We start from the raw sequence: 25,537 nt of genomic DNA on the forward strand, positions 1-25,537 counted from the left end.
GCACACAGAAACAAAAAGCGCGCCAAATGGCGCGCTTTTTTATATCGGGAAGAGGTCGGGATTAACGGCCCAGCTTGGCCTTGAGCATGGTAATGATGTCGCCAATGGCCACTTCCTGCTTCTCGCCGGAGCGGCGGCACTTGTACTCCACCACACCGTTGTCCAGACCGCGATCGCCGATGACGATGGCGTGCGGGATGCCCAGCAGCTCCATGTCGGCGAACATCACGCCCGGGCGCTCTTTACGGTCATCGAACAGCACATCCACACCGGCGGCTTTCAGCTCGGTGTAGAACTGCTGTGCCTGCTCGGCCACGCGCTCGGATTTGTGCATGTTCATCGGCACTATGGCCACTTCGAACGGAGCGATGGCTTCCGGCCAAATGATGCCGTACTGGTCGTTGTTCTGCTCGATGGCGGCAGCCACCAGACGGGAAACCCCGATACCGTAGCAACCCATCTCCATGGTGACGGACTTGCCGCCTTCGTTCAGCACGCTCGCCTTCATCGCTTCGGAGTACTTGGTACCCAGCTGGAAGATGTGGCCCACTTCGATACCGCGCTTGAGCAGCAGCTTGCCCTGGCCGCACGGGCTCGGGTCGCCTTCCACCACGTTGCGCAGGTCGGCAACCTCGTAGGTAGCGATGTCGCGATCCCAGTTGGCACCGGTCAGGTGGAAGCCGGTCTCGTTGGCACCGCAAACAAAATCGCTCAGCTGGGCAGCGCTGCGATCGACAATGATGCGACCGGCAAAGCCGACCGGGCCGATGGAGCCTGCATCGCAACCGGCGGCAGCTTTGATCTGCTCGTCGTTGGCGAAGGTCAGCGGGTTGGCAACGCCAGCCAGTTTCTCGGCCTTGATTTCGTTCAGCTCGTGGTCGCCACGCAGTACCAGCGCGATGACGGCCTGTTTGCCGTGATCGTCTTCCTCTGCCAGTACCAGCAGGGTCTTGGCGATGGCGGTCGGTGCCACGTTCAGGAAGGCGGCCACTTCGTCGATGGTGTGAACATTCGGGGTAGCAACCTTGGTCAGGGCCGCGGTAGCAGCTGCGCGCTCACCCGCCGGCGCCAGCGCTTCGGCCATCTCGATGTTGGCGGCATAATCAGAGCTGTCGGAGAAGGCGATCAGGTCTTCACCGCTCTCGGCCAGCACCTGGAATTCGTGGGAACCAGTACCCCCGATGGAGCCGGTATCGGCCTGCACCGGACGGAAGTTCAGACCCATGCGGGTGAACGCCTTGCAGTAGGCGGCGTGCATCTTCTCGTAGGTATCGACCAGAGACTCCTTGTCGATGTGGAAGGAGTAGGCATCCTTCATCAGGAATTCACGGCCACGCATCACGCCGAAACGGGGGCGTACTTCGTCGCGGAACTTGGTCTGGATCTGGTAGAGGTTGAGCGGCAGCTGCTTGTAGCTGTTCACTTCGTAACGGATCAGCGAGGTGATCACCTCTTCGTGGGTCGGGCCCAGCACGAAGGGACGGTTGTGGCGGTCGGTCAGACGGCACAGCTCGGGACCGTAGTCATCCCAGCGGCCGGACTCCTGCCACAGTTCGGCGGGTTGCACCACCGGCATGGAGACTTCGATGGCACCAGCATTGTTCATCTCTTCGCGAACAATGTTCTCGATTTTTTTCAGAACCCGCAGACCGGTTGGCAGCCAGGCGTACATGCCGGAGGCCAGTTTGCGGATCATCCCGGCGCGCAGCATCAGCTGGTGGCTGATGACTTCAGCGTCGGAGGGGGTTTCCTTGAGAGTGGAAAGCAGATATTGGCTGGTACGCATCGCGGTAGACCTTCGCTAGTTCGGGCCCTTGGCCCTGGAAAATTTCAAGTGCGGAATTTTAACAGGCTGAGCCCCGTGGCCCAAGGGCTAAATTCAGTCAGGCGGAGGGAAAGGGGCCGCTTTGGCACGGGCCCTGGAGCCTGGGCAGGGGAGGGCGAGCGGGAGATCGCGGGGCAAGCCCTATGCTGGATACTTATCCAGTTATTCTTTATGCTATGACCCAATTTGCAAGAGTCTGCGTGGCGAGGAAGAGAACATGATCGGTCGCTTGAGAGGCGTCATCATCGAGAAACAACCCCCTGAGGTCCTGATCGAAGTGGGGGGGTTGGGTTATGAGGTGCATATGCCCATGAGCTGCTTCTATGATCTGCCCGAACTCGGGAAGGAAGCAGTCATTCACACCCACTTCGTGGTACGCGAAGATGCTCAACTGCTGTATGGCTTCAACCACAAGCAGGAGCGGGCGCTGTTTCGCGAGCTGATCAAGACCAACGGAGTCGGTCCCAAGCTGGCGCTGGCCATCCTCTCCGGCATGACCGCCACCCAGTTCGTGCTGAGTGTGGAGCGCGAGGAGATAAGCTCTCTGGTCAAGCTGCCCGGGGTGGGCAAGAAGACCGCCGAGCGGCTGGTGGTGGAGATGAAAGACAGGCTCAAAGGCTGGGTCAGCCACGATCTCTTCTCCCCTGCGGAAATCACCCTGCCTGCCCAGGAGAGCCAGCTGCGTGCGCCCGATGCGAGCGAAGAAGCGGCCAGCGCTCTGGTGGCGCTCGGTTACAAACCCCAGCAGGCGAGCCAGATCGTGGCCAAGGTGGCCAGTGAAGGCATGTCGGTCGAAGCCATCATCCGCGAATCCCTGCGCAGCCTGGTGTGAGAATGACAATGAAGCAAGCGGATCATCCTGCATCACTCGACGGTGGCAGTGGGGACGCAGAGCGTGAGGTAGCCCATGATTGAAGCGGATCGTCTTATCTCGGCCGGCGCCGCCCGCGAGGACGAAGTCATCGATCGGGCCATCCGGCCCAGGAAGCTGGCGGATTACACCGGCCAGGATCACGTCTGTGACCAGATGGAGATCTTCATCGAAGCCGCCCGCCAGCGCGGGGAGGCCCTCGATCATCTGCTGATCTTCGGCCCGCCCGGGCTCGGCAAGACCACGCTGGCCAACATCGTCGCCAACGAGATGGGGGTCAGCATCAAGACCACCTCGGGGCCCGTGCTGGAAAAGGCGGGGGATCTCGCGGCCCTGCTCACCAACCTCGAGCCGAATGATGTGCTGTTCATCGATGAAATTCACCGCCTCAGCCCCGTGGTGGAGGAGGTGCTCTATCCGGCCATGGAGGATTATCAGCTCGACATCATGATAGGGGAAGGACCTGCCGCCCGCTCCATCAAGCTGGACCTCCCCCCCTTCACCCTGATTGGTGCCACCACCCGGGCCGGCTCCCTGACGAGCCCGCTGCGGGATCGTTTCGGTATCGTCCAGCGGCTGGAGTTCTACAACGTCAAGGATCTCACCGACATCGTCTCCCGCAGCGCCCGCTGTCTCGGGCTCGACATGTCGGGGGATGGTGCGCTGGAGGTTGCTCGCCGTTCCCGGGGGACTCCGCGGATTGCTAACCGTTTGTTAAGACGAGTGCGGGATTTTGCTCAGGTGAAGTCCGATGGGCGTATTGATGGACCCATAGCTGCCCGAGCCATGGACATGCTGGACGTGGACAATGAGGGGTTCGACTTCATGGACCGCAAGCTATTGTTGGCCGTCATCGACAAGTTTATGGGGGGACCCGTGGGCCTCGACAACCTGGCCGCCGCCATCGGTGAGGAGAAGGACACCATAGAGGACGTGCTGGAGCCTTATCTGATCCAGCAAGGCTATCTGCAACGTACACCCAGAGGGCGGATCGCGACACCGAGAGCTTATGTTCACTTTGGCCTGCAACGGCCAGATGAGCAGTAAAAGCAGCCTTTGAACGACAAACCGCCCCAAGGGCGGTTTTTTATTATCCGGGTAAAAAAAAGCCCACGGCGGATGCGGTGGGCAAAGACAATTCAGGATGGATGTTCACAGACAGTGAGTGCGTCTGCAGACCGGTCGGAAAAAAACAAAGGAGCCGTCGCGAGGCCTCAGAGTCGGTTCATTTGATAGAGTTGAACGAACGAAAGCTTGTAGTAGCGGATGGTCTTGGCAACAAACTTTTTCATCATTAATCCCAACAAACAGGTTCGAAATGTTCATCGAATACGTACCGGGAACCCGGAATGACCGGCCTGTATCCAGAGGTATGCCCTCACTGCGAGGCGCATTGTAGGAGCTCTTGTCGGGTGGAACAAACAAGAAAATCTATGGGCTTTTGATTAGATAAAGTAATGAATTCACGGAAGTGAATTACTCGCATAAAGATGTGTTTTTGTTGGTTTTAAATTGCTTTCTTGATGAGGCGGGCCATTTTTTAAATTATGGAATAATGAGCGCGCTGCTTATGGCGCTCACTATTTCATTAACAGAATTGAAACCATTTGGTTTCTTTTTAAAATTGATTTAAATCAATAATTTATGCGTTTATTCTTTTTGTGATGAGGCTCGCACAATTAATATTTACCGGCTCTTAAGTTGCCTTGAAAAGGCATGTATTGATGATGGTTTTACATTGATTTCAATCAAATAAAGGTGATATAAAACAGCGATCATTATAGGCGAGAATAGAACCACAGTTATTGTTTGAAAGATGTTAAACATTAGCTTTTTTTGTTCTCGTATATTGCCTTGTTGTTAATGTGGTGGCATTCGAATCCGATCGGTCCGCGAGGCGTGACCGACCGTTCGGGGACTTCCAATGGAAGCTTTGTCCTTAAAACTTAAAATAGCCGTGCCAATAATCGGTGAGGAAACATCATGATTGCTGAGCATGTGGTAGACCTATCGCGGTTCCAATTCGCTGCGACGGCCCTTTATCACTTCCTGTTTGTACCCCTGACGCTGGGAATGGCCTTCATTCTGGCGATCATGGAGTCTGTCTATGTGATGACCAACAACACTGTGTACCGGGACATGACCAAGTTCTGGGGCAAGTTGTTTGGTATCAACTTCGCCCTTGGGGTTACCACCGGGCTCACCATGGAGTTTCAGTTCGGTACCAACTGGGCTTATTACTCCCACTATGTCGGCGACATCTTCGGGGCCCCGCTGGCCATCGAAGGCTTGATGGCCTTCTTCCTGGAGTCCACCTTCGTCGGCATGTTCTTCTTCGGCTGGGATCGCCTCAGCAAGCGCCAGCATCTGGCGGCAACCTGGCTGATGGCACTCGGGACCAACCTCTCCGCCCTCTGGATCCTGGTCGCCAACGGCTGGATGCAGAACCCGGTCGGTGCCGAGTTCAACTTCGAATCCATGCGGATGGAGATGGTGAGCTTCGCGGAGCTGGTGTTCAACCCGGTGGCCCAGGTCAAGTTCGTCCACACGGTGGCGGCGGGCTACACCACGGGCGCCATGTTCGTGCTGGGCATCTCCTCCTACTACCTGCTGAAGAATCGTGATGTGGCCTTCGCCCGTCGCTCCTTCGCCATCGCGGCCGCGTTCGGCATGGCCTCCATCCTCTCCGTGCTGATCCTGGGTGACGAGTCCGGCTACGAGACCGGGGAAGTACAGAAGGTGAAACTGGCGGCCATCGAGGCCGAGTGGAACACCGAGCCGGCTCCCGCATCCTTCACTCTGTTCGGCATCCCGAACCAGGAAGAGATGCGCACCGACTACGCCATCAAGATCCCCTACGCCCTCGGCATCATAGCGACCCGTTCCCTGGACGGTCAGGTGACCGGTCTCAAGGATCTGAAGAGCGAGCATGAACTGCGCGTGCGCAGCGGCATGACCGCCTACGATCTGCTGACCAAGCTGCAATCCGGCGACAAGTCAGACGAGACCCGCGCTCGCTTCGACGAGGTGAAGCAGGATCTGGGCTACGGTCTGCTGCTCAAGCGTTACACCGCCAACGTGACCGACGCGACCGACGATCAGATCAAGGCCGCCGTGGATGACTCCATCCCGCAGGTACTGCCGCTGTTCTTCGCCTTCCGCATCATGGTTGCCTGCGGCATGTTGATGCTGGTGCTGATCGGTCTGGCCTTCTATGACAGCACTCGCCACAAGATCGGTGAGCGCAAGTGGTTGCTCAAGGCGCTGCTGTACGGCATCCCGCTGCCTTGGATCGCCATCGAGGCAGGCTGGTTTGTCGCCGAGTACGGTCGCCAACCCTGGACCATCGCCGAGATGCTGCCGACCTCAGTCTCCGCATCCAATATCCCTGCGTCCGAGATCTGGTTCTCCCTGATCGGGATCTGCCTGTTCTACACCGTACTGCTGATCATCGAGATGTACCTGATGTTCAAGTATGCGCGTCTGGGCCCAAGCAGCCTGAAGACGGGCAAGTACCACTTCGAACAGAGCAAGGCATAAGGAGAGTAACCCATGTTTGATTACGAAATGTTGCGTCTGGTCTGGTGGGTGTTGGTCGGTGTGCTGCTGATCGGCTTCGCCATCACCGACGGCTTCGATATGGGGGTCGGTGCCCTGCTCCCCTTCGTCGGCAAGAAGGATGTGGAGCGTCGGGTGATGCTCAACACCATGGGGCCGCATTGGGAGGGCAACCAGGTCTGGCTGGTCACCGCGGGCGGTGCCCTGTTCGCGGCCTGGCCCATGGTCTATGCGGCGGCCTTCTCCGGCTTCTACATCGCCATGATCCTGACCCTGATGGCGCTCTTCTTCCGTCCGGTCGGCTTCAAGTACCGCTCCCTGCAGGAAGGTGCCCAGTGGCGCACCAGCTGGGACTGGGCGCTGTTCGCCGGTAGTGCGATTCCCCCCGTCATCTTTGGGGTGGCCTTCGGCAACCTGCTGCAAGGGGTTCCGTTCAGCTTCAACCAGTTCCTGATGCTGACCTACCACGGCAACTTCTTCGGCCTGCTCAACCCGTTCGGTCTGCTGGCCGGTCTGGTGAGCCTGTTCATGATAGTGACCCAGGGTGCTGCCTGGCTGATGATGAAGACCGAAGGTGAAGTGCTGGTCCGCTCCCGCACCGCCGCTATGATCTTCTCCCTGCTGACCCTGGTGCTGTTTGCCCTGGCCGGTGTCTGGGTGAGCGGCATGGATGGCTATGTGATAGTGGGTGCCGTCGCCACCGACGCCGTCACCAACCCGCTTCACAAGGAAGTGGTGGTGCAGGCCGGTGCCTGGATGCAGAACTACAACCTCTATCCCTGGATGATTGCCGCCCCCGTGCTGGGTCTGGTGATGAGCCTGCTGACCGCCCTTGCGGCCAAGCTGGGCAAGGGCTGGATGGCGTTCCTGTTCTCCTCCCTGGCCATTGCCGGCATCATCCTGACCGCGGGCTTCTCCATGTTCCCGTTCGTGATGCCCTCCAGCCTGGAGCCGTCCCAGAGCCTGACCATGTGGGATGCCACCGCCTCCTTCAACACCCTCAAGGTGATGACGGTAGTCGCAGTCGTCTTCGTACCGACAGTGCTGGCTTACACCATCTGGACCTACATCAAGATGTTTGGCCGGGTGAGCAACAAGCACATCGAAGACAACCAACAATCGCTCTACTAAGAAGGTGCCCTGATATGTGGTATTTCACCTGGATCCTGGGGCTGTTGCTGGCCTGTGCGTTTGGGATCATCAATGCGCTCTGGCTGGAGCACACCGAGAACCTGGATCGTCAGATCGATGAAGACAAGTGACAGGCTAGCCCGGCTGGCCGCTCCCCTGGAGCGCCAGCCATGGCAAGGTCTGATGTTGCTGGCGGCGGCCCTGCTGGGCGTCGCCATCTTGCAGGCACCGAATCTGATCGCCGCCAACACCAGTGACCACGGTCTCTGGCTGGCCCCCTGGTTGATGTGGGCGGTCTGTTGCGGCGTCATGCACGGACTGGGGTTCCACCCCCGCAGCCTGGTTGGGCGCCTGCTGTTTTTCCCCTGGCTCGCCTTGCCAAGCCTGTTGTACGGGCTCTGGCTGACCAGCAGTTATTACCTGCCATAAACACCGAGGGAGGCCAGACATTTTCTGCCTCCCTCTGTTTTTGTACCCCGCAGTGCGGCTGTGGTTTTGCCCCCGGCGGATCGGCCGTTATTGCCTGCCATAAAAAACAGGGGGAGATGGGATTTCCCTGTCTCCCCCTGCTTCTTTCCTATTCAGCCCTGCGCTATGATAGCCCCCCATCTGACTGTCGAATGGATCACAGATTTTTATGGGGGAAGTCTCTGAGTTTCCGGTACGTGTCTACTACGAAGACACAGACGCCGGAGGCATCGTCTACAACGCCAATTATCTCAAGTTTATGGAACGGGCTCGCACCGAGTTCCTGCGCGCCGGCGACATCGAGCAAGATGTCCTGTTGCAGGCGGGGATCGCCTTCGTGGTGAGTCGCACCGAGATCGATTTCCGCTCCGCGGCCCGCTTCAATGAACTGCTGACCGTATTGACGCAAGTGACTGAAGTGAAACGTGCTTCCATGCGCTTTTCACAGCAGATCCTGGCGGCTGATGGACGACTGATCACCCAGGCCATGGTACAGATTGCCTGTGTCAGTCATCCGCAAATGAAACCTGTTGCAATACCTGAAAAAATCAAGGGAGTGCTGTTAAGTGCACGCTGAAATTTCGTTTATTGGTCTGTTCTGGCAAGCCAGTCTGCTGGTGAAACTGGTCATGATGACCCTGATGGGCATGTCGGTCGTCTCCTGGGCGCTGATCATCCAGCGTTCCAAGATCATCAAGGCGGCCAATCTCGCCTCGGAGCAGTTTGAAGACAGATTCTGGTCCGGCGTCGACCTCAACCGTCTCTATCAGGAGTCCTCCTCCCGCCGCGATGACATCGAAGGCATGGAAGACATCTTCTATTCCGGCTTCAAGGAGTATGCCCGCCTGCTCAAGGCCGGCGCCCGTGGCCAGGATGCGGTGATGGATGGTACTTACCGCGCCATGCGCGTCTCTCTGTCCCGTGCGGTGGACGAGCTGGAATCCAACCTGCCAGTGCTGGCGACCGTCGGCTCCATCAGCCCCTATATCGGCCTGTTTGGTACCGTATGGGGCATCATGAACGCCTTTATTGCCCTGGGTCAGGTGCAACAGGCGACGCTGCAGATGGTGGCACCGGGCATCGCGGAGGCGCTGATCGCCACCGCCATGGGTCTGTTCGCGGCCATTCCCGCGGTTATTTTCTACAACCGGTTCACCAACAAGGTGGAGAAGCTGGAGAACGCCTACGCCAACTTCATGGATGAGTTCACCACCATACTGAACCGTCAGATTGCACAGCAGCAGGGTGAGAAGTAAATGCAAACCTATCAGCGGATCCGGCGCAAGAAGGTCGCCGAGATCAACGTGGTGCCCTATATCGACGTCATGCTGGTGCTGCTCATCATCTTCATGGCGGTGACGCCGGTGATCACGCAAGGGGTCAAGGTGGACCTGCCCCAGGCGGAGTCCGAGCAACTGCCCGAGGATGCCAAGCCCCCCTTCATCGTCAGCGTCAACACCGAGGGTGAGTACGTCATCAAGGCTGGTGAGGCGGATGACGAGCCGGTGCCGAGCGGCACGCCCGAGGCGATGCAGCAATACATCACCGAGAAGGCCATGGGCTATCTGGCCATCAACCAGAACGCGCCCGTGGTGGTAGCGGGTGACAAGTCCGTGCGTTACGAAGAGGTGATCCTGCTGATGGTGGCCCTCAAGAAAGCCGGTGTGCCTCAGGTTGGCCTGATGACGGATCCGGTGAACTGACGGAGATGGATGTGAAGCGTGGTATTTCCGGTTATCTCGTCGCGTCGCTGCTGCTGCATCTGATCATCGGCATCATTCTGCTGGTCGGGGTCGACTTCAGCAAGCCCAAACGCCCCGAGTCGAAGGGACAGATCGTCAATGCAGTGATGCTGGACAGCGAGTTCCTGGAGCAACAGGCACAGCAGATCCAGCAGCAGAAAGCTCAGCCCAAGGCTGCCCAGCAGCAGAAAGAGAAGGACAAGGAAGACGCCGATCAGGCCCGGCGCGAGCTGGCGAAGGAGCAGGAGCGTCTGCGCATCGCCGAGACCAAGCGCAAGGAGGCTGAAGAGGCCACCCGCAAGGCCGAGACCGAAAAGCAGAAGAAGGTCGCCGAGCAGAAGCAGGCGGAAGAACAGGCCCAGAAGGCCGAGGAAGCCCGCAAGCTGGAGGCGCAGAAGACCAAGCAGGCTGAAGCCAAGCGTCAGGAAGAAGAACTTGCCAAGGCGCTGGCGCTCAAGAAAAAGAAAGAAGAGCTGGAGAAGAAGCAGGCCGAAGAGAAAGCCAAGGCGAAGGCTGATGCGGCCAAGAAGGCTGAAGCCGACAAGAAGGCCAAGGCCGAGGCTGAGAAGAAAGCCAAGGCGGAAGCCGAGAAGAAGGCCAAGGCTGAGGCAGAGAAAAAGGCTGCAGATGAAGCCGCAAAGAAGGCAAAAGCTGACGCAGAGAAGAAGGCGAAGGCCGAGGCTGACAAGAAGGCCAAGATAGAGGCGGAGCGCAAGCGCAAGGCGGCCGAGGAGGTCAAGCTGCAGAAAGAGATGGAAGCCATGATGCAGCAGCAGCTGGAGGCTGAGGCCAGTTCTCGCAGCCAGGCCGCATCGGCTGCCGCTCAGGGGGAAGCCCAGAAATATGCCGCCCTCATCGCCGCCACGGTGGAGCGCTATATGATTTTGGATCCCACCATGCGGGGCAAAACCTGTACTATCGGTGTCAAATTGGCCAGTACCGGCTTCGTCATCTCGGTGGACAACGGCCAGGGTGATCCGGCGGTCTGCCGCTCCGGCAAGGCGGCGGTCTTGAAGGCGAATCAGTTGCCGGTGCCGAAGGATCCGGCGGTATTCGAGCAGTTGAAGGAACTTAACCTCAAGTTAGAACCGAGCATCTAGACGTGATAAAACGGGGTCATTGACCGTGGTTGGCAGCATCTGCTGATAAAGGAATTTCACCTCTCATTTTTATTGGAACAGAGTATTTAAGCCATGATAAGAAAAGTGTTTTTTGCTTTGGTTGGCTGCCTTCTGCTAGGCCAGAGCGCTCAGGCGGCCTTGGACATCGTCATCACCGGCGGTATTGACAGTGCGCGTCCCATCGCCATCGCTCCTTTCAAGTGGGAGGGCAATGGTCAACTGCCACAGGACATCGCAGAGGTGGTCTCCAACGACCTGATGCGCAGCGGCAAGTTCAAGCCGCTGGCCCGTGGCCAGATGCCACAGACCCCGAGCACCAGCGGCGAGATCAACTTCGCCCCCTGGGCGTCCCAGGGTGTGGAGGCCGTGGTGGTCGGTTCCATCGCGGCGGTCGGTGATGGCACCTACAAGATCAACTTTGAGCTGGTCGACGTGCTGAAGGGCCAGCTGGCCAAGACCCAGGGCGGCGAAGCGAATGGTTACATCCTCGACAGCCGCATGGCGACCATCCCGGGTGCCCAGATGCGCCAGTTCGCCCACCGCATCTCCGACATCGTCTACGAGCGTCTGACCGGTGAGCGTGGCGCCTTCCTGACCCGTCTGGCCTATGTATCCGTCCAGCAGGGCACACAGTTCCCGTACCAGCTGCGCATCTCCGATTACGATGGCTACAACGAGAAGACCCTGCTGCGCTCCCGCGAGCCGCTGATGTCACCGGCCTGGTCGCCGGATGGCAGCAAGCTGGCCTACGTGAGCTTCGAGAACCAGAAGTCTGAAATCTATGTGCAGGACATCTATACCCAGCAACGCAGTCTGATCACCAGTTTCCGTGGCATCAACGGTGCCCCCGAGTGGTCACCAGATGGTCGCCGTTTGGCTATTGTTTTGTCCAAAGATGGGCAGCCTGATCTCTATGTTGTTGATGTTGCTAGCAAGCAACTCACTCGAGTCACAAATAACCGTACCATAGACACCGAACCCTCCTGGATGCCGGACGGCCAAACTTTGCTGTTCACCTCTGAACGTGGTGGCAAACCCCAGATTTATAGCGTAAATTTGGCGACTGGCGTCACTCGCCGGATGACCTGGGAAGGGGATTCCAACCAGGGGGCATCTATCACGCCGGACGGCAAGTCCATGGTGGTGGTGACCCGGGTTCAGGGACAATATCGCATCGCTCGCCAGGATATGGAGAACGGAGCCATGTTGGTACTGACTCAGAGTGCTCTGGATGAGTCGCCAAGTGTGGCACCCAATGGCAGCATGATCATTTATGCCACCATCTATCAGGGTCGTAAGAGTCTTGCGTTGGTGTCGACCGATGGTCGCTTCAAGGCAGTGCTTCCGACCAGTAGCGGTGAAATTCGTGCACCAGCTTGGTCGCCCTTCTTGAATTGATAAAAAAATCGATTGTTTTTTGTTTTGTTATAAAGGTTTAAGGAAATAGCATGCAACTCAATAAACTGCTCAAGGGTCTGGCCATCGCACTGCCACTGTTCACCCTGGCTGCCTGTAGTTCTTCTTCCGACTCCGACGCCGCTGGCGCCGAGTCTGGCATGACCGACGGCATGGGCGGTGTACAAACCGGTGGCGCCAACGGCATGTTGTCCCCGGAAGAGCAGATGCGTCAGAAGTTCGAAGCTCTGCAGCGCGATAACGTGATCTACTTCCCGTACGATGGCTACGACATTCAGGGTCAGTACGCCGACCTGCTGGATGCCCACGCCAGCTACCTGCGTGAGCGTCCGAGCGTCAAGGTATTGATCGAAGGCCACGCCGATGAGCGCGGTACTCCGGAATACAACATCGCCCTGGGTGAGCGTCGTGCCAAGGCCGTTGCCAAGTATCTGCAAACCCTGGGTGTGCAGGCTGAGCAGCTCTCCATCGTCAGCTATGGCGAAGAGAAGCCGCTGGATCTGTCCCACACCGAGGATGCCTTTGCCAAAAACCGCCGTGCGGTCCTGGTTTACTAAGGTTTGAACCGAACGAAGTTCGTTTATATGCAAGCGGCCATTTCGATGGCCGTTTTATTTGCACTAAACGTCAAGGTTTGATCCGAATGAAATCTGTATAAGCGAGCGACTATGGCGCTGGCCGTTTTATTTGCACTAAACGCTAAGGTTTGATCCGAATGAAATCTGTGTACAAGCAAGCTGTTGTTGCGCTGGTCGTATTGGTTGCTCTGAATGCGCATGCGGCGGCTCCTGTCAGCGATCTGGGCGGTGACTCGGGTGGTGGGGTTGTCCTTAGCGGCAACAACGGCGCTATCGTGCCTACCGGTAGCCTGGAAGACAGGGTCGCCCTGCTGGAGCGCACCCTGAATGCCCGTCTGCGCCTACAGGCCGAGCTGCAGCAACAGGTCGACTCCCTGCAAGGGGAGGTCTCCGAACTGCGTGGTCAGCTGGAGCAGCAGACCTACCAGATGGAGCAGTCGCAAGAGCGTCAACGCCAGCTCTATCAGGAGCTTGACAAGGTGGCCAACAGCCAGCCTGCCGCCGCAGCGCCCGCGACCCCGGCAGCCGGCGCCACGACACCTGCCGCCGCGGCCAACTACTCGACCAATCAGGACGAGAACCAGGCCTATGACGCCGCCGTGAACATGGTGCTCAAGGAGAAGAATTACGACAAGGCCATTCCTGCCTTCGAAGGGTTCATCAAGCAGTTCCCAAGCTCCAGCTATGTTCCCAATGCGCACTACTGGCTCGGCCAGCTGATGTTCAACAAGGGTGACAGGGCCGGTGCAGCCAGCCAGTTCTCCACTGTGGCGAACAAGTACAGCAAGTCGCCCAAACGGGCCGATGCCCTGCTGAAACTCGGTATGCTGGCGCAGCTTGATGGCAAGAAAGCAGAAGCCAAGGCCTTCTATGAGCAGGTGATCAAGGGTTACCCCAATACCTCTCCGGCCCAGTTGGCCAAGCAGAGCCTGAGCAAGTTGTAACATTGCTGCATGTCACTGTTTTCGTAACAGTCTTGTAAATATGCCTCTGCTTTGTATGCGCAGTGAACAAACAGATTTAATTTAAGATTTTTCTATTGCGCCAGGATGATAAATCCGTAATATAGGCCGCCGTCAGAGCCGGTGCAGCAGTGCGCTCGGAGCTGGTCGTGGTGAGGGTCGTTAGCTCAGTCGGTAGAGCAGTTGACTTTTAATCAATTGGTCGCTGGTTCGAATCCAGCACGACCCACCATTTCTTCACAATGGGTGAAGACAGAATTCCCAGGTCGTTTAGCTCAGCTGGGAGAGCACCTCCCTTACAAGGAGGGGGTCACTGGTTCGAGCCCAGTAACGACCACCAGTTTTAACGCGGTCTGCCACGGCAGGCAGTGACAGGTTCAAGGTGTGGGTCGTTAGCTCAGTTGGTAGAGCAGTTGACTCTTAATCAATTGGTCGCTGGTTCGAACCCAGCACGACCCACCAATCTTGACCACAGAATACCCCAGGTCGTTTAGCTCAGCTGGGAGAGCACCTCCCTTACAAGGAGGGGGTCACTGGTTCGAGCCCAGTAACGACCACCATGTTTTAACACTGCCCGCCACATGCGGTTGGTGACAGGTTCAAGATGGGTCGTTAGCTCAGTCGGTAGAGCAGTTGACTCTTAATCAATTGGTCGTAGGTTCGATCCCTACACGACCCACCAATCTTGAACACAGAGTATCCCAGGTCGTTTAGCTCAGCTGGGAGAGCACCTCCCTTACAAGGAGGGGGTCACTGGTTCGAGCCCAGTAACGACCACCACTTTCTTGAAATAGAAAGAAAAAATGATACAGATGGGTCGTTAGCTCAGTCGGTAGAGCAGTTGACTTTTAATCAATTGGTCGCTGGTTCGAATCCAGCACGACCCACCATCATTTAGCCATATCCCAGGTCGTTTAGCTCAGCTGGGAGAGCACCTCCCTTACAAGGAGGGGGTCACTGGTTCGAGCCCAGTAACGACCACCACTTTCTTGAAATAGAAAGAAAAAATGATACAGATGGGTCGTTAGCTCAGTCGGTAGAGCAGTTGACTTTTAATCAATTGGTCGCTGGTTCGAATCCAGCACGACCCACCATTTCTTCACAATGGGTGAAGACAGAATTCCCAGGTCGTTTAGCTCAGCTGGGAGAGCACCTCCCTTACAAGGAGGGGGTCACTGGTTCGAGCCCAGTAACGACCACCATGCTTTGAAAAATGATACAGATGGGTCGTTAGCTCAGTCGGTAGAGCAGTTGACTTTTAATCAATTGGTCGCTGGTTCGAATCCAGCACGACCCACCATCATTTAGCCTTATCCCAGGTCGTTTAGCTCAGCTGGGAGAGCACCTCCCTTACAAGGAGGGGGTCACTGGTTCGAGCCCAGTAACGACCACCACTTTCTTGAAATAGAAAGAAAAAATGATACAGATGGGTCGTTAGCTCAGTCGGTAGAGCAGTTGACTTTTAATCAATTGGTCGCTGGTTCGAATCCAGCACGACCCACCATCATTCAGCCATATCCCAGGTCGTTTAGCTCAGCTGGGAGAGCACCTCCCTTACAAGGAGGGGGTCACTGGTTCGAGCCCAGTAACGACCACCATGACTTGTAAACAAAAAGGCCCGCACTCCAATGCGGGCCTTTTTGTTTTAGCTTCATCTGGTACCTTATCTAGTGAGCGCGATTTGTTGATGGGTTTGTGCGCGGCTTCTGGTTATAATTTTCGCCTTTCCAAGCGTTGATGGAACAGTCGCAATGAGCAATGCACTGAGCAGTGTCCCTCCGGTCATCGAGATGGACTATCCCTTTCCGGTCAAACCGGCTCCCCTGACTACCGAACAGAAGGCTTCCCTGATCACCGAGATCAAGGCACTGCTCGAGGCGCGTCAGGCCGTGCTGGTTGCCCACTACTACACGGATCCCGAGATCCAGGCGCTGGCCGAGGCCACCGGCGGTTTCGTCGGCGACTCCCTCGAGATGGCTCGCTTCGGTCGTGATCACGCCGCACAGACCCTGATCGTGGCCGGTGTGCGCTTCATGGGGGAGACCTCCAAGATCCTGAGCCCCCACAAGCGGGTGCTGATGCCGACCCTGGAGGCGGAGTGCTCCCTCGATCTGGGCTGCCCTATCGACCAGTTCTCCGCCTTCTGCGATGCCCATCCCGACCATATAGTCGTGGTCTATGCCAATACCTCGGCGGCGGTGAAGGCGCGGGCGGACTGGGTGGTGACCTCCAGCATAGCGCTGGAGATCGTCGAGCATCTCGACAGCCAGGGCCACAAGATCATCTGGGGGCCGGACAGACACCTGGGTGCCTACATCGAGAAGAAGACGGGCGCCGAGATGCTGCGCTGGCAGGGGCACTGCATAGTCCACGACGAGTTCAAGGCCAAGGCCCTGCGCGAGCTCAAGGCCCAGAACCCGGATGCGGCCGTGCTGGTGCACCCGGAGTCCCCGGCTTCCGTCATCGAACTGGCGGATGCGGTGGGGTCTACCAGCCAGCTCATCAAGGCGGCCCGTGAGCTGCCCCAACAGAAGCTGATCGTGGCGACCGATCGCGGCATCTTCTACAAGATGCAGCAGGCCTGCCCGGACAAGGAGATGGTGGAGGCGCCGACCGGTGGCGATGGTGCCACCTGCCGTAGCTGTGCCCACTGTCCCTGGATGGCGATGAACGGCCTGGTGGCGATCAAGGAGGCACTGACCGATGGCGCCGAGCGTCACGAGATCCATGTGGATGAGGCGCTGCGCCTGAAGGCCCTGATCCCGCTGGATCGCATGCTGAACTTCGCTGCCGAGCTCAAGCTCAAGACCCAGGGCAACGCCTGATCTTCTCTGATGACAAGATGCAAAGAGGGCTCCCACGGGAGCCCTCTTTATTTATCAGCCTGTTGCATCGTCAGATGATCACGGTGGAGAAGCTGTGCTCCTCGTCTGGTGCAACCGTGATGCCAGCATCGGCGGTGATGGCTGCCTCGACACACAGCATGGTGCGGTAACCGTCGTCGCTCATGTCGGCCATGGCGGTGGCCCCTTCCAGCCAGGGGGTCCAGACCACGACGCTGTCGTTGTTGCCGTTCACCACTTTAGTGGTGCGATCGCCGTCCTTGACCATCACCATGGCCCCGGCTTGGTGGTAGACCCGATCAATGGCAGCTATGAGCGTCAGAGCGCCCTGCTGCTGCCCATCCTGACCCGTCAGCTTGTCCGCATAAGGCTCACCCAGGCCGGTCACGCTGACGGCCTCTGGGGCACTTATCTGCAGATAGGTGTGCAGGGCCGCGTTGTAGGTGAGGGGGGTCTTGCCGGTGTTGCGGGTGGTCAGCACCAGGGAGAGCTCTTTGCCCACCAGCACATCCAGCTCCAGCTCGAAGGCGTGGGGCCAGAGGGCTCGACTGGCGTCGGTGTCACGCAGAGACAGATGGACGAGGGTGCCATCCCCGTGATCGGAGACGCCATCCAGGGTCCACAGGCTGGTGCGGGCGAAGCCATGGGCGGGCTTGCCGCTGCCGACGCGAGCGGGGGCCGGGCCGAACCAGGGCCAGCACAGAGGGATGCCGCCCCGGATCGGCTTGCTGCCATCCAGCACGGCCTTGTCGCTGAGCCAGAGCGAGGCGGGTTCGCCGTGGCGCTGGTAGCGCAGCACATGGGCGCCAAACAGGCTGATCTCGGCCTTGGCATGCTCGTTGTCGATGGTCAGCAGAGGCTGGCCATCCGCGGGGTGGCTGAGGGTACAGTGGGCTGTCAGAGTACGTGTCGGTTGCATGGAGACTCCTGTGCTCGCGCACATTCAAGAAAGAGGTCGGCAGGTCCAGAATACAAAAAGGCGGCCAATGGCCGCCTTTTTTCAAGCTACGCGATTGCGCATCCCAAATTACTTGGAGATGTGAGCGATCAGGTCCAGAACCTTGCTGGAGTAGCCCATTTCGTTGTCGTACCAAGATACGACTTTAACGAATTTGTCGTTCAGTGCGATACCAGCCTTGGCATCGAACACGGAGGTCTGACGCTCACCCAGGAAGTCGGTGGAAACCACTTGATCTTCGGTGTAGCCCAGCACGCCCTTCATGGAGCCTTCGGAGGCTGCTTTCATGGCTGCGCAGATTTCTGCGTAGGTGGCAGCTTTCTTCAGGTTGACGGTCAGGTCAACAACGGACACATCCGGAGTCGGTACGCGGAAAGCCATACCGGTCAGTTTGCCGTTCAGTTCCGGGATAACAACGCCAACAGCCTTGGCAGCACCGGTAGAGGACGGGATGATGTTCTGAGCCGCACCGCGGCCACCGCGCCAGTCTTTGGCAGACGGACCATCAACGGTCTTCTGGGTAGCGGTGGTAGCGTGGACAGTGGTCATCAGGCCGGATTCGATACCGAAGGTATCGTTCAGAACCTTGGCGATCGGGGCCAGGCAGTTGGTGGTGCAGGAAGCGTTGGAAACGATGTCCTGGCCAGCATAGGTAGAGTCGTTAACACCCATGACGAACATAGGGGTAGCGTCTTTGGACGGGCCGGTCAGTACGACTTTCTTGGCACCGGCAGCGATGTGCTTGCGAGCAGTGGCGTCGTCCAGGAACAGACCGGTAGCTTCGGCAACAACGTCAACACCGATGGCATCCCATTTCAGGTTTGCCGGGTCACGTTCAGCGGTAACACGTACGGTTTTGCCGTTGACGATCAGGTTGCCGTCTTTGACTTCAACGGTGCCCTTGAAGCGGCCGTGGGTGGAGTCGTACTTCAGCATGTAAGCCATGTAGTCAACGTCGATCAGATCGTTGATACCAACCACTTCGATGTCAGCACGCTCGGCGGCCAGACGGAAAACGAAACGACCGATACGGCCAAAACCGTTAATACCTACTTTGATAGTCATAATTGGTTACCTAACTGTTCAGTAGTCAAAGAAAATTCCGTTTGTAAATTTACTAGAACTCACCGGTGAGTCAACCAACAATCTGCGCGAAATTGCGCTATATCATGAAAAACTGTGAAATTTATTTTCGTTTTATGTAACTGGCTACCAACTTTTGTCGAATGCATCATCAGCGGATCCGGTCGCAGAGATCAACAATAGTGCCTGTCCGGTCACACATCAGGCCGGGGAGATATGTAAAAATGTGCGCGGTTTAGCATGGCCAAAGAGCCACTGTTCAAGTACCACCCATAAAAATTAATCACAAATAGTGTAGATAGAATCCACAGCGGGAATTCTCAAACTATGACCACCCTGATTGAACAGCTGGCTGCCGCCAAAGGTATCGCCAGCGAGTATGTTGATGCCTGGGGCCACCCGGCCCAGGTATCCGAAGAGAGCAAGGCCGCCATGCTGGGCGCCATGGGCTACCGCGTCGACGACGAGGCAGCCCTGACCGAACAGTTGGAACAGGAGCACCGTCAGCACTGGTTGCGGCCTCTGGATCCCGTGATGGTAGTGCGCAGTGGCGACCCCCTCAGCCTCGAGGTTCGTCTGCCCATCGAGTTCGTCAACGACGCTCTCCACTGGCAGATAGAGCTGGAGCAGGGTGCCCTGTTGTCCGGCCAGCTAACCCCCATCGAAGGGGAACTGGTCGGCGTCGCCGAATTCGAAGAGATGGAGTGCCAGGCCTATCGGGTCGCGCTGGATGTGCAGCCGGAGCTCGGCTATCACCGGCTGGTGCTGCTGGAAGAGGGCAACGACGAGCCACTCGCCACCATGCGCCTCATCGTCGCGCCCAAGTCCTGCTACAAGCAGGCCCCCATTGCGAATGGCCGCAAGGTGTGGGGTCCGAGCGTGCAGCTTTACTGCCTGCGCAGCCGCCACAACTGGGGCATAGGGGATTTCAGTGACCTCGGCCAGCTAGTCGAGAAAGCCGCCGCCTGGGGAGCCCATTTCGTGGGGCTGAACCCCATCCATGCCCTCTATCCGGCGAATCCCGAGAGTGCCAGCCCCTACAGCCCCTCTTCCCGTCGTTGGCTCAACGTGGCCTACATCAATGTGGAAGCGGTGCCGGAGTTTCTCGCCAACGAGCGGCTCAAGGCCGATGTGGCGAGTCCGGCTTTCCAGCAGCATCTGGCCTCCCTGCGGGCCAAGGAGAACGTGGATTACACCGGCGTCATCCAGACCAAGATCGGCATGCTGCGCCAGGTGTTCGATGAGGCCAGGCTCAGCACCGAGCGTCAGGCCGCCTTCGATGCCTTCGTGGCCGCTGGCGGCGACAGCCTGCAACAGCAGGCAGCGTTCGATGCCCTGCAGGCCCACTTCTATGGCAAGGGTGAGAATGCCTGGGGCTGGCCGGTCTGGCCGGATGCCTTCCGCGATTACCACAACCCCGAGGTGGCTGCCTGGATGGCCGAACACCAACAGGACGTGAATTTCTACCTCTATCTGCAGTTCCTGGCCGATGAGCAGCTGGCCCAGGCCGATGCCCGTGCCAAGGCCGCCGGCATGGTGATGGGGATCTATCGGGATCTGGCGGTGGGCGTCTCCGAAGGCTCCACCGAGATCTGGGCCAACCGGGACCTCTACTGTCCGAAAGCCTCGGTCGGTGCTCCCCCCGACATCCTGGGCCCCCTCGGTCAGAACTGGGGCCTGCCCCCGATGAATCCGAACCAGCTGTTCGAGGCGGCCTATCAGCCCATGGTGGATCTGTTCCGCGCCAACATGCGTGCCTGCGGCGCGCTGCGCATCGATCACGTGATGGCCTTGCTGCGCCTGTGGTGGGTTCCGCCCGGAGCGTCCGCCGCCAAGGGCGCCTACATCTACTATCCGGTCAACGATCTGCTGGGGATACTTGCCCTCGAGTCCCACCGCAACCAGTGCCTGCTGATCGGTGAAGATCTCGGTACCGTGCCGGAAGGCATAGACGTCACCCTCAAAGAAAATGGCGTCCACTCCTACAAGGTGTTCTTCTTCGAGCGATCCAAGGGGGACGGCGGCTTCATCTCTCCGGCGCACTATACCGAGCAGGCGATGTCGGCCCTGACCACCCACGACATGCCGACCCTCAAGGGCTTCTGGCATTGTGACGATCTGGCGCTGGGTCGCGAGCTGGGCCTGTACCCGGATGAAGAGGTACTCAAGACCCTGTATGCTGATCGCCACCAGGCCAAGCAGCGGATCCTTGACAGCCTGCATGCCCATGGGGTCATCTCTGGCAATATCAGCCATGACGTGAACTGGGTCGGGATGAACACCGAACTCAACCATGGCCTGCAACTGCACATGTCCCGCGGCAGCTGTGCCCTGTTCAGCACCCAGCTGGAAGACTGGTTGGAGATGGACAAGCCGGTCAACGTGCCGGGCACCAGTTACGAATACCCGAACTGGCGTCGCAAGCTTTCAAAGGATCTGGAAGATATTTTTGCCGATGAGGCGCTCAAGGCGCTGGCGGGCAAGATGAGCCAGGCCCGTGACGAGGCCAGTCGTTGAGCCCCTGCTGTCAACATGTGACTCACTTTCATCCGCTTCGGCCCAGGCCGGAGCGGATGTTCAGCCATGAAAGGAAATGTCGATGCCCGTTGAACGTTTGGTTGCCGCCCGCTGTGCCGATCCCTTCTCCCATCTAGGCCTGCTGGCCAATCCGGATGGGCCAGGCCTGAAACTGACGGCCTGGTTGCCCGATGCGCTCGAGGTCCGGGTCAGGGATCTCAAGTCAGGAAAGATAGTTGCCACTCTGACCTCCGCCGACGGAGCGGGCCTTTTTGAAACTGTTTTCACTCGCCGCAAGAATCCCTTTCCCTATCAGCTGATCGCCAGCTACCCCGATGCCAGTGCCGAATCCATCGACCCCTATCAATTCCAGGCTGCCGCCTGGGAAGGTCTGGCGGAGCTGAGCTTCCAGCCGGAAAACCTCTACCACACCCTGGGCGCCCAACTGCGCACCGTGGAACATCTCGGCCAGCAGGTGGCAGGGGTGCGCTTCGCAGTCTATGCGCCGAGCGCCACGGCGGTGAGCCTGATCGGCGATTTCAACTTCTGGGATGGCCGTCGCCACCCCATGCAGCGCAGCCAGTGCGGTCACTGGGTGCTGTTCGTGCCGGGTCTCAAGGCGGGGGATCGCTACAAGTTCGAATTGAAGGATCCCATGGGCAACCGCCTGCCCCACAAGAGCGACCCGGTCGGCTTCTACTGCGAGCAGTATCCGTCGTTCGCCTCCGTCATCCACGACCACGAGCAGTACCAGTGGCAGGATGCCGCCTGGCGCGAGAGCCAGCGCAATGACAAGCGCGAGCAGCCGCTCTCCATCTACGAGCTGCACGTGGGCTCCTGGAAGCGTCACCCCAACGGTGACAGCCTGAACTGGCGCGAGCTGGCGGTGGAGCTGGTCAACTACGTCACCGGGATGGGGTACACCCACATCGAGCTGATGCCGGTCTCCGAGCACCCCTTCAGCGGCTCCTGGGGCTATCAGCCGGTGGGCATGTTCTCCCCCACCAGTCGCTACGGCAGTGCCGATGACTTCAAGCACTTCGTCGACGCCTGCCACCAGGCTGGCATCGGCGTCATCCTCGACTGGGTGCCGGCGCACTTCCCGGCCGATGCCCACGGCCTCGCCCGCTTCGACGGCACCCCGCTGTATGAATACGAGGATCCGCGCCGTGGCTGGCACCCGGACTGGAACTCCTACATCTACGACTTCGGTCGCAACAACGTGCGCCAGTTCCTGGTGGCGAGCGCCCTGTTCTGGCTGGACAAGTTCCACATCGACGGCCTGCGGGTGGATGCGGTGGCCTCCATGCTCTATCTGGACTATTCGCGCAACGCCGGTGAGTGGGTGCCGAACGTCGATGGCGGCAACCACAACTACGAGGCGATCAGCCTCTTGAAGTGGACCAACGAGGAGGTGTACGGCAAGTATCCCCACACCATGACCATCGCCGAGGAGTCCACCGCCTTTGCGGGGGTCTCCAGACCCACCTTCCTCGGTGGCCTGGGCTTTGGTTTCAAGTGGAATATGGGCTGGATGCACGACACCCTGAGCTACATGCAGAAGGAGCCCATTCACCGCCGTTATCACCACAACGAGATGACCTTCTCCATGGTCTACCACTATGACGAGAACTTCATCCTGGCCCTGTCCCACGACGAGGTGGTGCACGGCAAGCACTCCCTGCTCTACAAGATGCCCGGTGACGAGTGGCAGCAGGCCGCGAACCTGCGGGCCTACATGGGCTTCATGTATGGCCATCCGGGCAAGAAGCTCAACTTCATGGGCACCGAAATCGCCCAGAGCAACGAGTGGAATCACGATGCCCAGCTGCCCTGGCACCTGCTGCAATTCCCCAAGCACGGCGGCCAGCAACGGCTGATCCGCGATCTCAACCGGCTCTATCGTCATGAAGCTGCCTTGTATCAGGCGGATTATGAGCAGAGCGGCTTCCGCTGGCTGGATCACAACGACGCCGACAACAGCATCTTCGCCTGGCTGCGGGCCGACAAGCGGGGTGAGCAGGCCATGGTGGTGGCTTCCAACTTCACCCCGGTGCCGCGCCTCGCCTATCGCCTCGGGGTGCCGGCGGCGGGTTCCTATGCCGTGGTGCTCAACACCGACAGCGAGCATTACTGGGGCAGCAACTATGATGTGGGTTTGACCTTCGTCGCCGAGCCGACCCCCTGGCAGGGGATGGCGCACAGCATAGTGCTGGACTTGCCGCCGCTCGCGACCTTGTTCATCAAACAGGAGTCCTGATGTTTGTAATGGAAAATGGGGTGGACTACCCGCTGGGGGCCCGGCTCGACGAGGCAGGCTGCCACTTCTGCGTCTGGGCCCCGCAATCGGACAAGGTGGAGCTCTGTCTGTTCGACGAGCAGGAGCAGGAGCAGGTCCGGCTGGCCCTGCCCGGCCGGCGCGGCCAATACCGCTTCGGCTATGTGCGCGGGGTAAAGGCCGGTCAGCGTTACGGCTATCGGGCCCATGGCACGCCCCAGGAGGGGATGCTGTTCGACCCGGACAAGCTGCTGATCGATCCCTATGCCAGGGCGCTCAGCCGGGCGACCCGTTGGGATGATGAGCTCTATCAGGGGGACAGCGCGGCCATGGTGGCCAAGTCGGTGGTGGTGGACGATGCCTTCGACTGGCAGGGGATCGGCAAGCCCGCCATCCCCCCCGAGCGGGTCGTGCTCTACGAGGCCCACGTCAAGGGCTTCACCCGCCAGCACCCCGGGGTGCCCGAGGCGCTGCGGGGCACCTACCTCGGCATCAGCCATCCGCTGATGATCGAGCACCTGCTCTCCCTGGGGGTCACCTCGGTGCAGCTGATGCCGGTGGCCGCCTTCATGTCGGAGCCTCGCCTCGAGCAGCTTGGGCTCAGCAACTACTGGGGCTACAACCCCATCGCCTTCTTCGCCCCCGAGCCGCGTTACGGGGCGGGGGAGGCGGTGACCGAGTTCAAGACCATGGTGCGCGAGCTGCACCGGGTCGGGCTCGAGGTGATACTGGACGTGGTCTACAACCACACCGCCGAGTCCGGGGCCGACGGCCCCATGCTCTCCCTCAAGGGGTTCGACAACGCCGGTTACTACGCCTTCGAGACCGGGGCCCATGGCCCGGACTACCAGCGCCACGCCAACGTCACCGGCTGTGGCAACAGCGTCAACCTGGATCACCCCAACGGTCTGCGACTGGTGCTCGATGCCCTGCGCTACTGGGTCACCGAGATGCAGGTGGACGGTTTTCGCTTCGATCTCGCGGTCACCCTGGCGCGGGAGGCGGGGGAGTTCGATCCCATGAGTGCCTTCTTCAAGGCCATGCTGGCGGATCCCGTGCTGGCGCGGGTCAAGCTCATCGCCGAGCCCTGGGACATAGGCCCCTTCGGCTATCGCCTCGGCCAGTTCCCGAGCCAGTGGCTGGAGATCAACGACCGCTACCGCGATACTGTGCGCGCCTTCTGGCGCGGGGACGCGGGCAAGATGGGGGACTTCGCCACCCGGCTGGCGGGGTCGCGGGATCTGTTCCCGAAGAACTGGCGCTCCCCCCACACCAGCGTCAACTACCTCTGCTATCACGACGGCTTCACCCTGGAGGATCTGGTCTCCTACAACCAGCGCCACAACCAGGCCAACGGCGAAGACAACAGAGACGGTCACGGCAACAACCTCTCCTACAACCACGGGGTGGAGGGGCCGACCCTGGACCCCAGAGTGAACAACCTGCGCCAGCAGCAGAAGCGCAACCTCATCGCCACCCTGCTGCTCTCCCAGGGCACGCCGCACTTCCTGGCCGGGGACGAGATGGGTCGCAGCCAGCTTGGCAACAACAACGCCTATTGCCAGGACAACCAGATAAGCTGGGTCAACTGGCAGTTGCGGCCGGAGGATGAACGGCTGCTCGCCTTCACCCGCCAGATGATGGCGCTGCGGGCGGAGTCCGGGGTCTTCGCCAACCTGCAACTCAGTGACGATGAGTGGAATGGCAAGGCGACCAGCTGTCACAGCGTCAACTGGTATCACCCCGATGGCCATCAGCTCACCGATCAGGACTGGCACGCCCCCATGGGGCAGGCGTTCGCCATGGACATCGGCATGCTGACGTGCGGCGGGGAGCGCTGGTATGTGCTGTTCAACGCCAGCGACTACGACATCCAGTTCCGCCTGCCGCCGCCGGGGGAGGGGCTGGAGTGGATCCAGACCATAGACACCGCCACCAACGACGGCCTGCCCTTCCTGCCTGACGACATCAAGCGGCAGGTGGCGGTCGGGCGCGCCCACTCTCTCAAGCTGCTGGAGCGGGTCGCGCTGCCGGCGGTGGCGCTGGCCAAGGAAGGGGTGGTCGCTACGCCGGATGTTGCTGCCGTGTTGCCAACGGGATCACAGTTCCCGCTGGCGGGGTAGAGTCGGGGCCTGTGAGTGGGTATGCTGGGCGCCGTTACCCATGGTAAGGAGCCCGTATAAATG

At 59.2% G+C, this 25,537-nt stretch carries 20 protein-coding genes and 14 tRNA genes; 31 read left to right on the plus strand and 3 right to left on the minus strand.

Translation table 11 applies throughout. The features are described from left to right. Positions 1-61 precede the first annotated feature (61 nt). Entirely contained in the window at positions 62-1,786 is a 1,725-nt protein-coding gene (locus KI797_RS03250) for a proline--tRNA ligase (RefSeq protein ID WP_226171420.1), read from the minus strand. Positions 1,787-2,042: 256 nt separating this feature from the next. On the opposite strand from KI797_RS03250, the gene ruvA reads away from it, so the two are divergent. The 28 genes from ruvA to nadA all read left to right on the plus strand — a co-directional run bounded on the left by ruvA (position 2,043) and on the right by nadA (position 16,497). Continuing rightward, positions 2,043-2,657 (plus strand): Holliday junction branch migration protein RuvA, encoded by a 615-nt coding sequence (gene ruvA / locus KI797_RS03255; RefSeq protein WP_041206746.1) that lies wholly within the window; start codon positions 2,043-2,045, stop codon positions 2,655-2,657. Between the two features lie 75 nt (positions 2,658-2,732). Beyond that, positions 2,733-3,743: a Holliday junction branch migration DNA helicase RuvB gene (ruvB, locus tag KI797_RS03260; RefSeq protein WP_005331532.1), complete on the plus strand. Its 1,011-nt coding sequence runs from the start codon at positions 2,733-2,735 to the stop codon at positions 3,741-3,743. Between the two features lie 936 nt (positions 3,744-4,679). Further along, positions 4,680-6,236, plus strand: a complete 1,557-nt coding sequence (gene cydA / locus KI797_RS03265) for a cytochrome ubiquinol oxidase subunit I (RefSeq protein WP_041206745.1) — start codon at positions 4,680-4,682, stop codon at positions 6,234-6,236. Between the two features lie 12 nt (positions 6,237-6,248). Then, a complete protein-coding gene (cydB, locus tag KI797_RS03270) occupies positions 6,249-7,385 on the plus strand; it encodes a cytochrome d ubiquinol oxidase subunit II (protein WP_226171421.1) in 1,137 nt (378 codons plus the stop codon). 14 nt (positions 7,386-7,399) lie between these two features. Then, complete coding sequence (gene cydX, locus KI797_RS03275) at positions 7,400-7,516, plus strand: cytochrome bd-I oxidase subunit CydX (RefSeq protein WP_005331536.1); 117 nt, start codon at positions 7,400-7,402, stop codon at positions 7,514-7,516. Further along, on the plus strand, positions 7,503-7,814 hold the full coding sequence (locus KI797_RS03280) for a cyd operon YbgE family protein (RefSeq protein ID WP_043128864.1): 312 nt from the start codon (positions 7,503-7,505) through the stop codon (positions 7,812-7,814). Before cydX ends, KI797_RS03280 begins: the two co-directional genes overlap by 14 nt. A 208-nt stretch (positions 7,815-8,022) precedes the next feature. Further along, positions 8,023-8,430 carry a tol-pal system-associated acyl-CoA thioesterase gene (gene ybgC, locus KI797_RS03285; RefSeq protein ID WP_005331541.1) on the plus strand — a complete coding sequence of 136 codons (408 nt, stop codon included), beginning with the start codon at positions 8,023-8,025 and terminating at the stop codon, positions 8,428-8,430. Then, on the plus strand, positions 8,420-9,109 hold the full coding sequence (gene tolQ, locus KI797_RS03290) for a protein TolQ (RefSeq protein ID WP_005331543.1): 690 nt from the start codon (positions 8,420-8,422) through the stop codon (positions 9,107-9,109). The genes ybgC and tolQ overlap by 11 nt, the downstream gene beginning before the upstream one ends. Continuing rightward, a complete protein-coding gene (tolR, locus tag KI797_RS03295) occupies positions 9,110-9,556 on the plus strand; it encodes a protein TolR (protein WP_005331545.1) in 447 nt (148 codons plus the stop codon). Between the two features lie 5 nt (positions 9,557-9,561). After that, positions 9,562-10,695: a cell envelope integrity protein TolA gene (gene tolA / locus KI797_RS03300; protein WP_182787606.1), complete on the plus strand. Its 1,134-nt coding sequence runs from the start codon at positions 9,562-9,564 to the stop codon at positions 10,693-10,695. Positions 10,696-10,788: 93 nt separating this feature from the next. Continuing rightward, positions 10,789-12,114, plus strand: a complete 1,326-nt coding sequence (gene tolB, locus KI797_RS03305) for a Tol-Pal system beta propeller repeat protein TolB (RefSeq protein WP_043128866.1) — start codon at positions 10,789-10,791, stop codon at positions 12,112-12,114. 50 nt (positions 12,115-12,164) lie between these two features. Then, a complete protein-coding gene (gene pal, locus KI797_RS03310) occupies positions 12,165-12,689 on the plus strand; it encodes a peptidoglycan-associated lipoprotein Pal (RefSeq protein WP_005331552.1) in 525 nt (174 codons plus the stop codon). Between the two features lie 158 nt (positions 12,690-12,847). After that, on the plus strand, positions 12,848-13,654 hold the full coding sequence (gene ybgF, locus KI797_RS03315) for a tol-pal system protein YbgF (RefSeq protein WP_182787608.1): 807 nt from the start codon (positions 12,848-12,850) through the stop codon (positions 13,652-13,654). Positions 13,655-13,828: 174 nt separating this feature from the next. Beyond that, positions 13,829-13,904, plus strand: a tRNA-Lys gene (locus KI797_RS03320). Between the two features lie 32 nt (positions 13,905-13,936). Further along, a tRNA-Val gene (locus KI797_RS03325) sits at positions 13,937-14,012 on the plus strand. 46 nt (positions 14,013-14,058) lie between these two features. Then, positions 14,059-14,134, plus strand: a tRNA-Lys gene (locus KI797_RS03330). A gap of 22 nt (positions 14,135-14,156) precedes the next feature. After that, a tRNA-Val gene (locus KI797_RS03335) sits at positions 14,157-14,232 on the plus strand. Between the two features lie 46 nt (positions 14,233-14,278). Then, a tRNA-Lys gene (locus tag KI797_RS03340) sits at positions 14,279-14,354 on the plus strand. A 22-nt stretch (positions 14,355-14,376) separates the two neighbouring features. Beyond that, a tRNA-Val gene (locus tag KI797_RS03345) sits at positions 14,377-14,452 on the plus strand. A 34-nt stretch (positions 14,453-14,486) separates the two neighbouring features. Continuing rightward, positions 14,487-14,562, plus strand: a tRNA-Lys gene (locus tag KI797_RS03350). 18 nt (positions 14,563-14,580) lie between these two features. Beyond that, positions 14,581-14,656 (plus strand) — tRNA-Val (locus KI797_RS03355). Between the two features lie 34 nt (positions 14,657-14,690). Continuing rightward, a tRNA-Lys gene (locus tag KI797_RS03360) sits at positions 14,691-14,766 on the plus strand. A 32-nt stretch (positions 14,767-14,798) separates the two neighbouring features. Beyond that, positions 14,799-14,874, plus strand: a tRNA-Val gene (locus KI797_RS03365). 22 nt (positions 14,875-14,896) lie between these two features. Further along, positions 14,897-14,972: transfer RNA gene (locus KI797_RS03370), tRNA-Lys, on the plus strand. A gap of 18 nt (positions 14,973-14,990) precedes the next feature. Next, positions 14,991-15,066 (plus strand) — tRNA-Val (locus tag KI797_RS03375). A gap of 34 nt (positions 15,067-15,100) precedes the next feature. Beyond that, positions 15,101-15,176 (plus strand) — tRNA-Lys (locus KI797_RS03380). Between the two features lie 18 nt (positions 15,177-15,194). Next, positions 15,195-15,270, plus strand: a tRNA-Val gene (locus tag KI797_RS03385). Between the two features lie 153 nt (positions 15,271-15,423). After that, the gene (gene nadA / locus KI797_RS03390; protein WP_226171422.1) at positions 15,424-16,497 is read left to right on the plus strand and encodes a quinolinate synthase NadA; all 1,074 of its coding nucleotides are present in this window, start codon (positions 15,424-15,426) and stop codon (positions 16,495-16,497) included. A gap of 70 nt (positions 16,498-16,567) precedes the next feature. On the opposite strand, the gene KI797_RS03395 is transcribed toward nadA, so the two are convergent. Both KI797_RS03395 and gap read right to left on the minus strand, forming a co-directional pair. Beyond that, positions 16,568-17,434 carry a D-hexose-6-phosphate mutarotase gene (locus KI797_RS03395; protein WP_226171423.1) on the minus strand — a complete coding sequence of 289 codons (867 nt, stop codon included), beginning with the start codon at positions 17,432-17,434 and terminating at the stop codon, positions 16,568-16,570. 108 nt (positions 17,435-17,542) lie between these two features. Continuing rightward, positions 17,543-18,538: a type I glyceraldehyde-3-phosphate dehydrogenase gene (gene gap / locus KI797_RS03400; protein ID WP_005324581.1), complete on the minus strand. Its 996-nt coding sequence runs from the start codon at positions 18,536-18,538 to the stop codon at positions 17,543-17,545. A gap of 345 nt (positions 18,539-18,883) precedes the next feature. On the opposite strand from gap, the gene malQ reads away from it, so the two are divergent. From malQ to glgX, 3 genes are all read left to right on the plus strand, one after another. Next, positions 18,884-21,073, plus strand: a complete 2,190-nt coding sequence (gene malQ, locus KI797_RS03405) for a 4-alpha-glucanotransferase (RefSeq protein ID WP_226171424.1) — start codon at positions 18,884-18,886, stop codon at positions 21,071-21,073. Positions 21,074-21,155: 82 nt separating this feature from the next. Further along, positions 21,156-23,333, plus strand: coding sequence for a 1,4-alpha-glucan branching protein GlgB (gene glgB / locus KI797_RS03410; RefSeq protein ID WP_226171425.1), 2,178 nt, complete (start codon positions 21,156-21,158; stop codon positions 23,331-23,333). Further along, positions 23,333-25,474, plus strand: coding sequence for a glycogen debranching protein GlgX (gene glgX, locus KI797_RS03415; RefSeq protein WP_226171426.1), 2,142 nt, complete (start codon positions 23,333-23,335; stop codon positions 25,472-25,474). The genes glgB and glgX overlap by 1 nt, the downstream gene beginning before the upstream one ends. Positions 25,475-25,537 lie beyond the last annotated feature (63 nt).

The organism is Aeromonas media (assembly GCF_020423125.1).
Lineage (GTDB): Bacteria > Pseudomonadota > Gammaproteobacteria > Enterobacterales > Aeromonadaceae > Aeromonas > Aeromonas media.

Excerpts from the sequence above, each read along its gene's own strand:
- KI797_RS03250 (WP_226171420.1), bottom strand. The coding sequence starts at position 1,786 with ATGCGTACCAGCCAATATCTGCTTTCCACTCTCAAGGAAACCCCCTCC.
- ruvA (WP_041206746.1), top strand. The coding sequence starts at position 2,043 with ATGATCGGTCGCTTGAGAGGCGTCATCATCGAGAAACAACCCCCTGAG.
- ruvB (WP_005331532.1), top strand. The coding sequence starts at position 2,733 with ATGATTGAAGCGGATCGTCTTATCTCGGCCGGCGCCGCCCGCGAGGAC.
- cydA (WP_041206745.1), top strand. The coding sequence starts at position 4,680 with ATGATTGCTGAGCATGTGGTAGACCTATCGCGGTTCCAATTCGCTGCG.
- cydB (WP_226171421.1), top strand. The coding sequence starts at position 6,249 with ATGTTTGATTACGAAATGTTGCGTCTGGTCTGGTGGGTGTTGGTCGGT.
- cydX (WP_005331536.1), top strand. The coding sequence starts at position 7,400 with ATGTGGTATTTCACCTGGATCCTGGGGCTGTTGCTGGCCTGTGCGTTT.
- KI797_RS03280 (WP_043128864.1), top strand. The coding sequence starts at position 7,503 with ATGAAGACAAGTGACAGGCTAGCCCGGCTGGCCGCTCCCCTGGAGCGC.
- ybgC (WP_005331541.1), top strand. The coding sequence starts at position 8,023 with ATGGGGGAAGTCTCTGAGTTTCCGGTACGTGTCTACTACGAAGACACA.
- tolR (WP_005331545.1), top strand. The coding sequence starts at position 9,110 with ATGCAAACCTATCAGCGGATCCGGCGCAAGAAGGTCGCCGAGATCAAC.
- tolA (WP_182787606.1), top strand. The coding sequence starts at position 9,562 with ATGGATGTGAAGCGTGGTATTTCCGGTTATCTCGTCGCGTCGCTGCTG.
- tolB (WP_043128866.1), top strand. The coding sequence starts at position 10,789 with ATGATAAGAAAAGTGTTTTTTGCTTTGGTTGGCTGCCTTCTGCTAGGC.
- pal (WP_005331552.1), top strand. The coding sequence starts at position 12,165 with ATGCAACTCAATAAACTGCTCAAGGGTCTGGCCATCGCACTGCCACTG.
- ybgF (WP_182787608.1), top strand. The coding sequence starts at position 12,848 with ATGAAATCTGTGTACAAGCAAGCTGTTGTTGCGCTGGTCGTATTGGTT.
- nadA (WP_226171422.1), top strand. The coding sequence starts at position 15,424 with ATGAGCAATGCACTGAGCAGTGTCCCTCCGGTCATCGAGATGGACTAT.
- KI797_RS03395 (WP_226171423.1), bottom strand. The coding sequence starts at position 17,434 with ATGCAACCGACACGTACTCTGACAGCCCACTGTACCCTCAGCCACCCC.
- gap (WP_005324581.1), bottom strand. The coding sequence starts at position 18,538 with ATGACTATCAAAGTAGGTATTAACGGTTTTGGCCGTATCGGTCGTTTC.
- malQ (WP_226171424.1), top strand. The coding sequence starts at position 18,884 with ATGACCACCCTGATTGAACAGCTGGCTGCCGCCAAAGGTATCGCCAGC.
- glgB (WP_226171425.1), top strand. The coding sequence starts at position 21,156 with ATGCCCGTTGAACGTTTGGTTGCCGCCCGCTGTGCCGATCCCTTCTCC.
- glgX (WP_226171426.1), top strand. The coding sequence starts at position 23,333 with ATGTTTGTAATGGAAAATGGGGTGGACTACCCGCTGGGGGCCCGGCTC.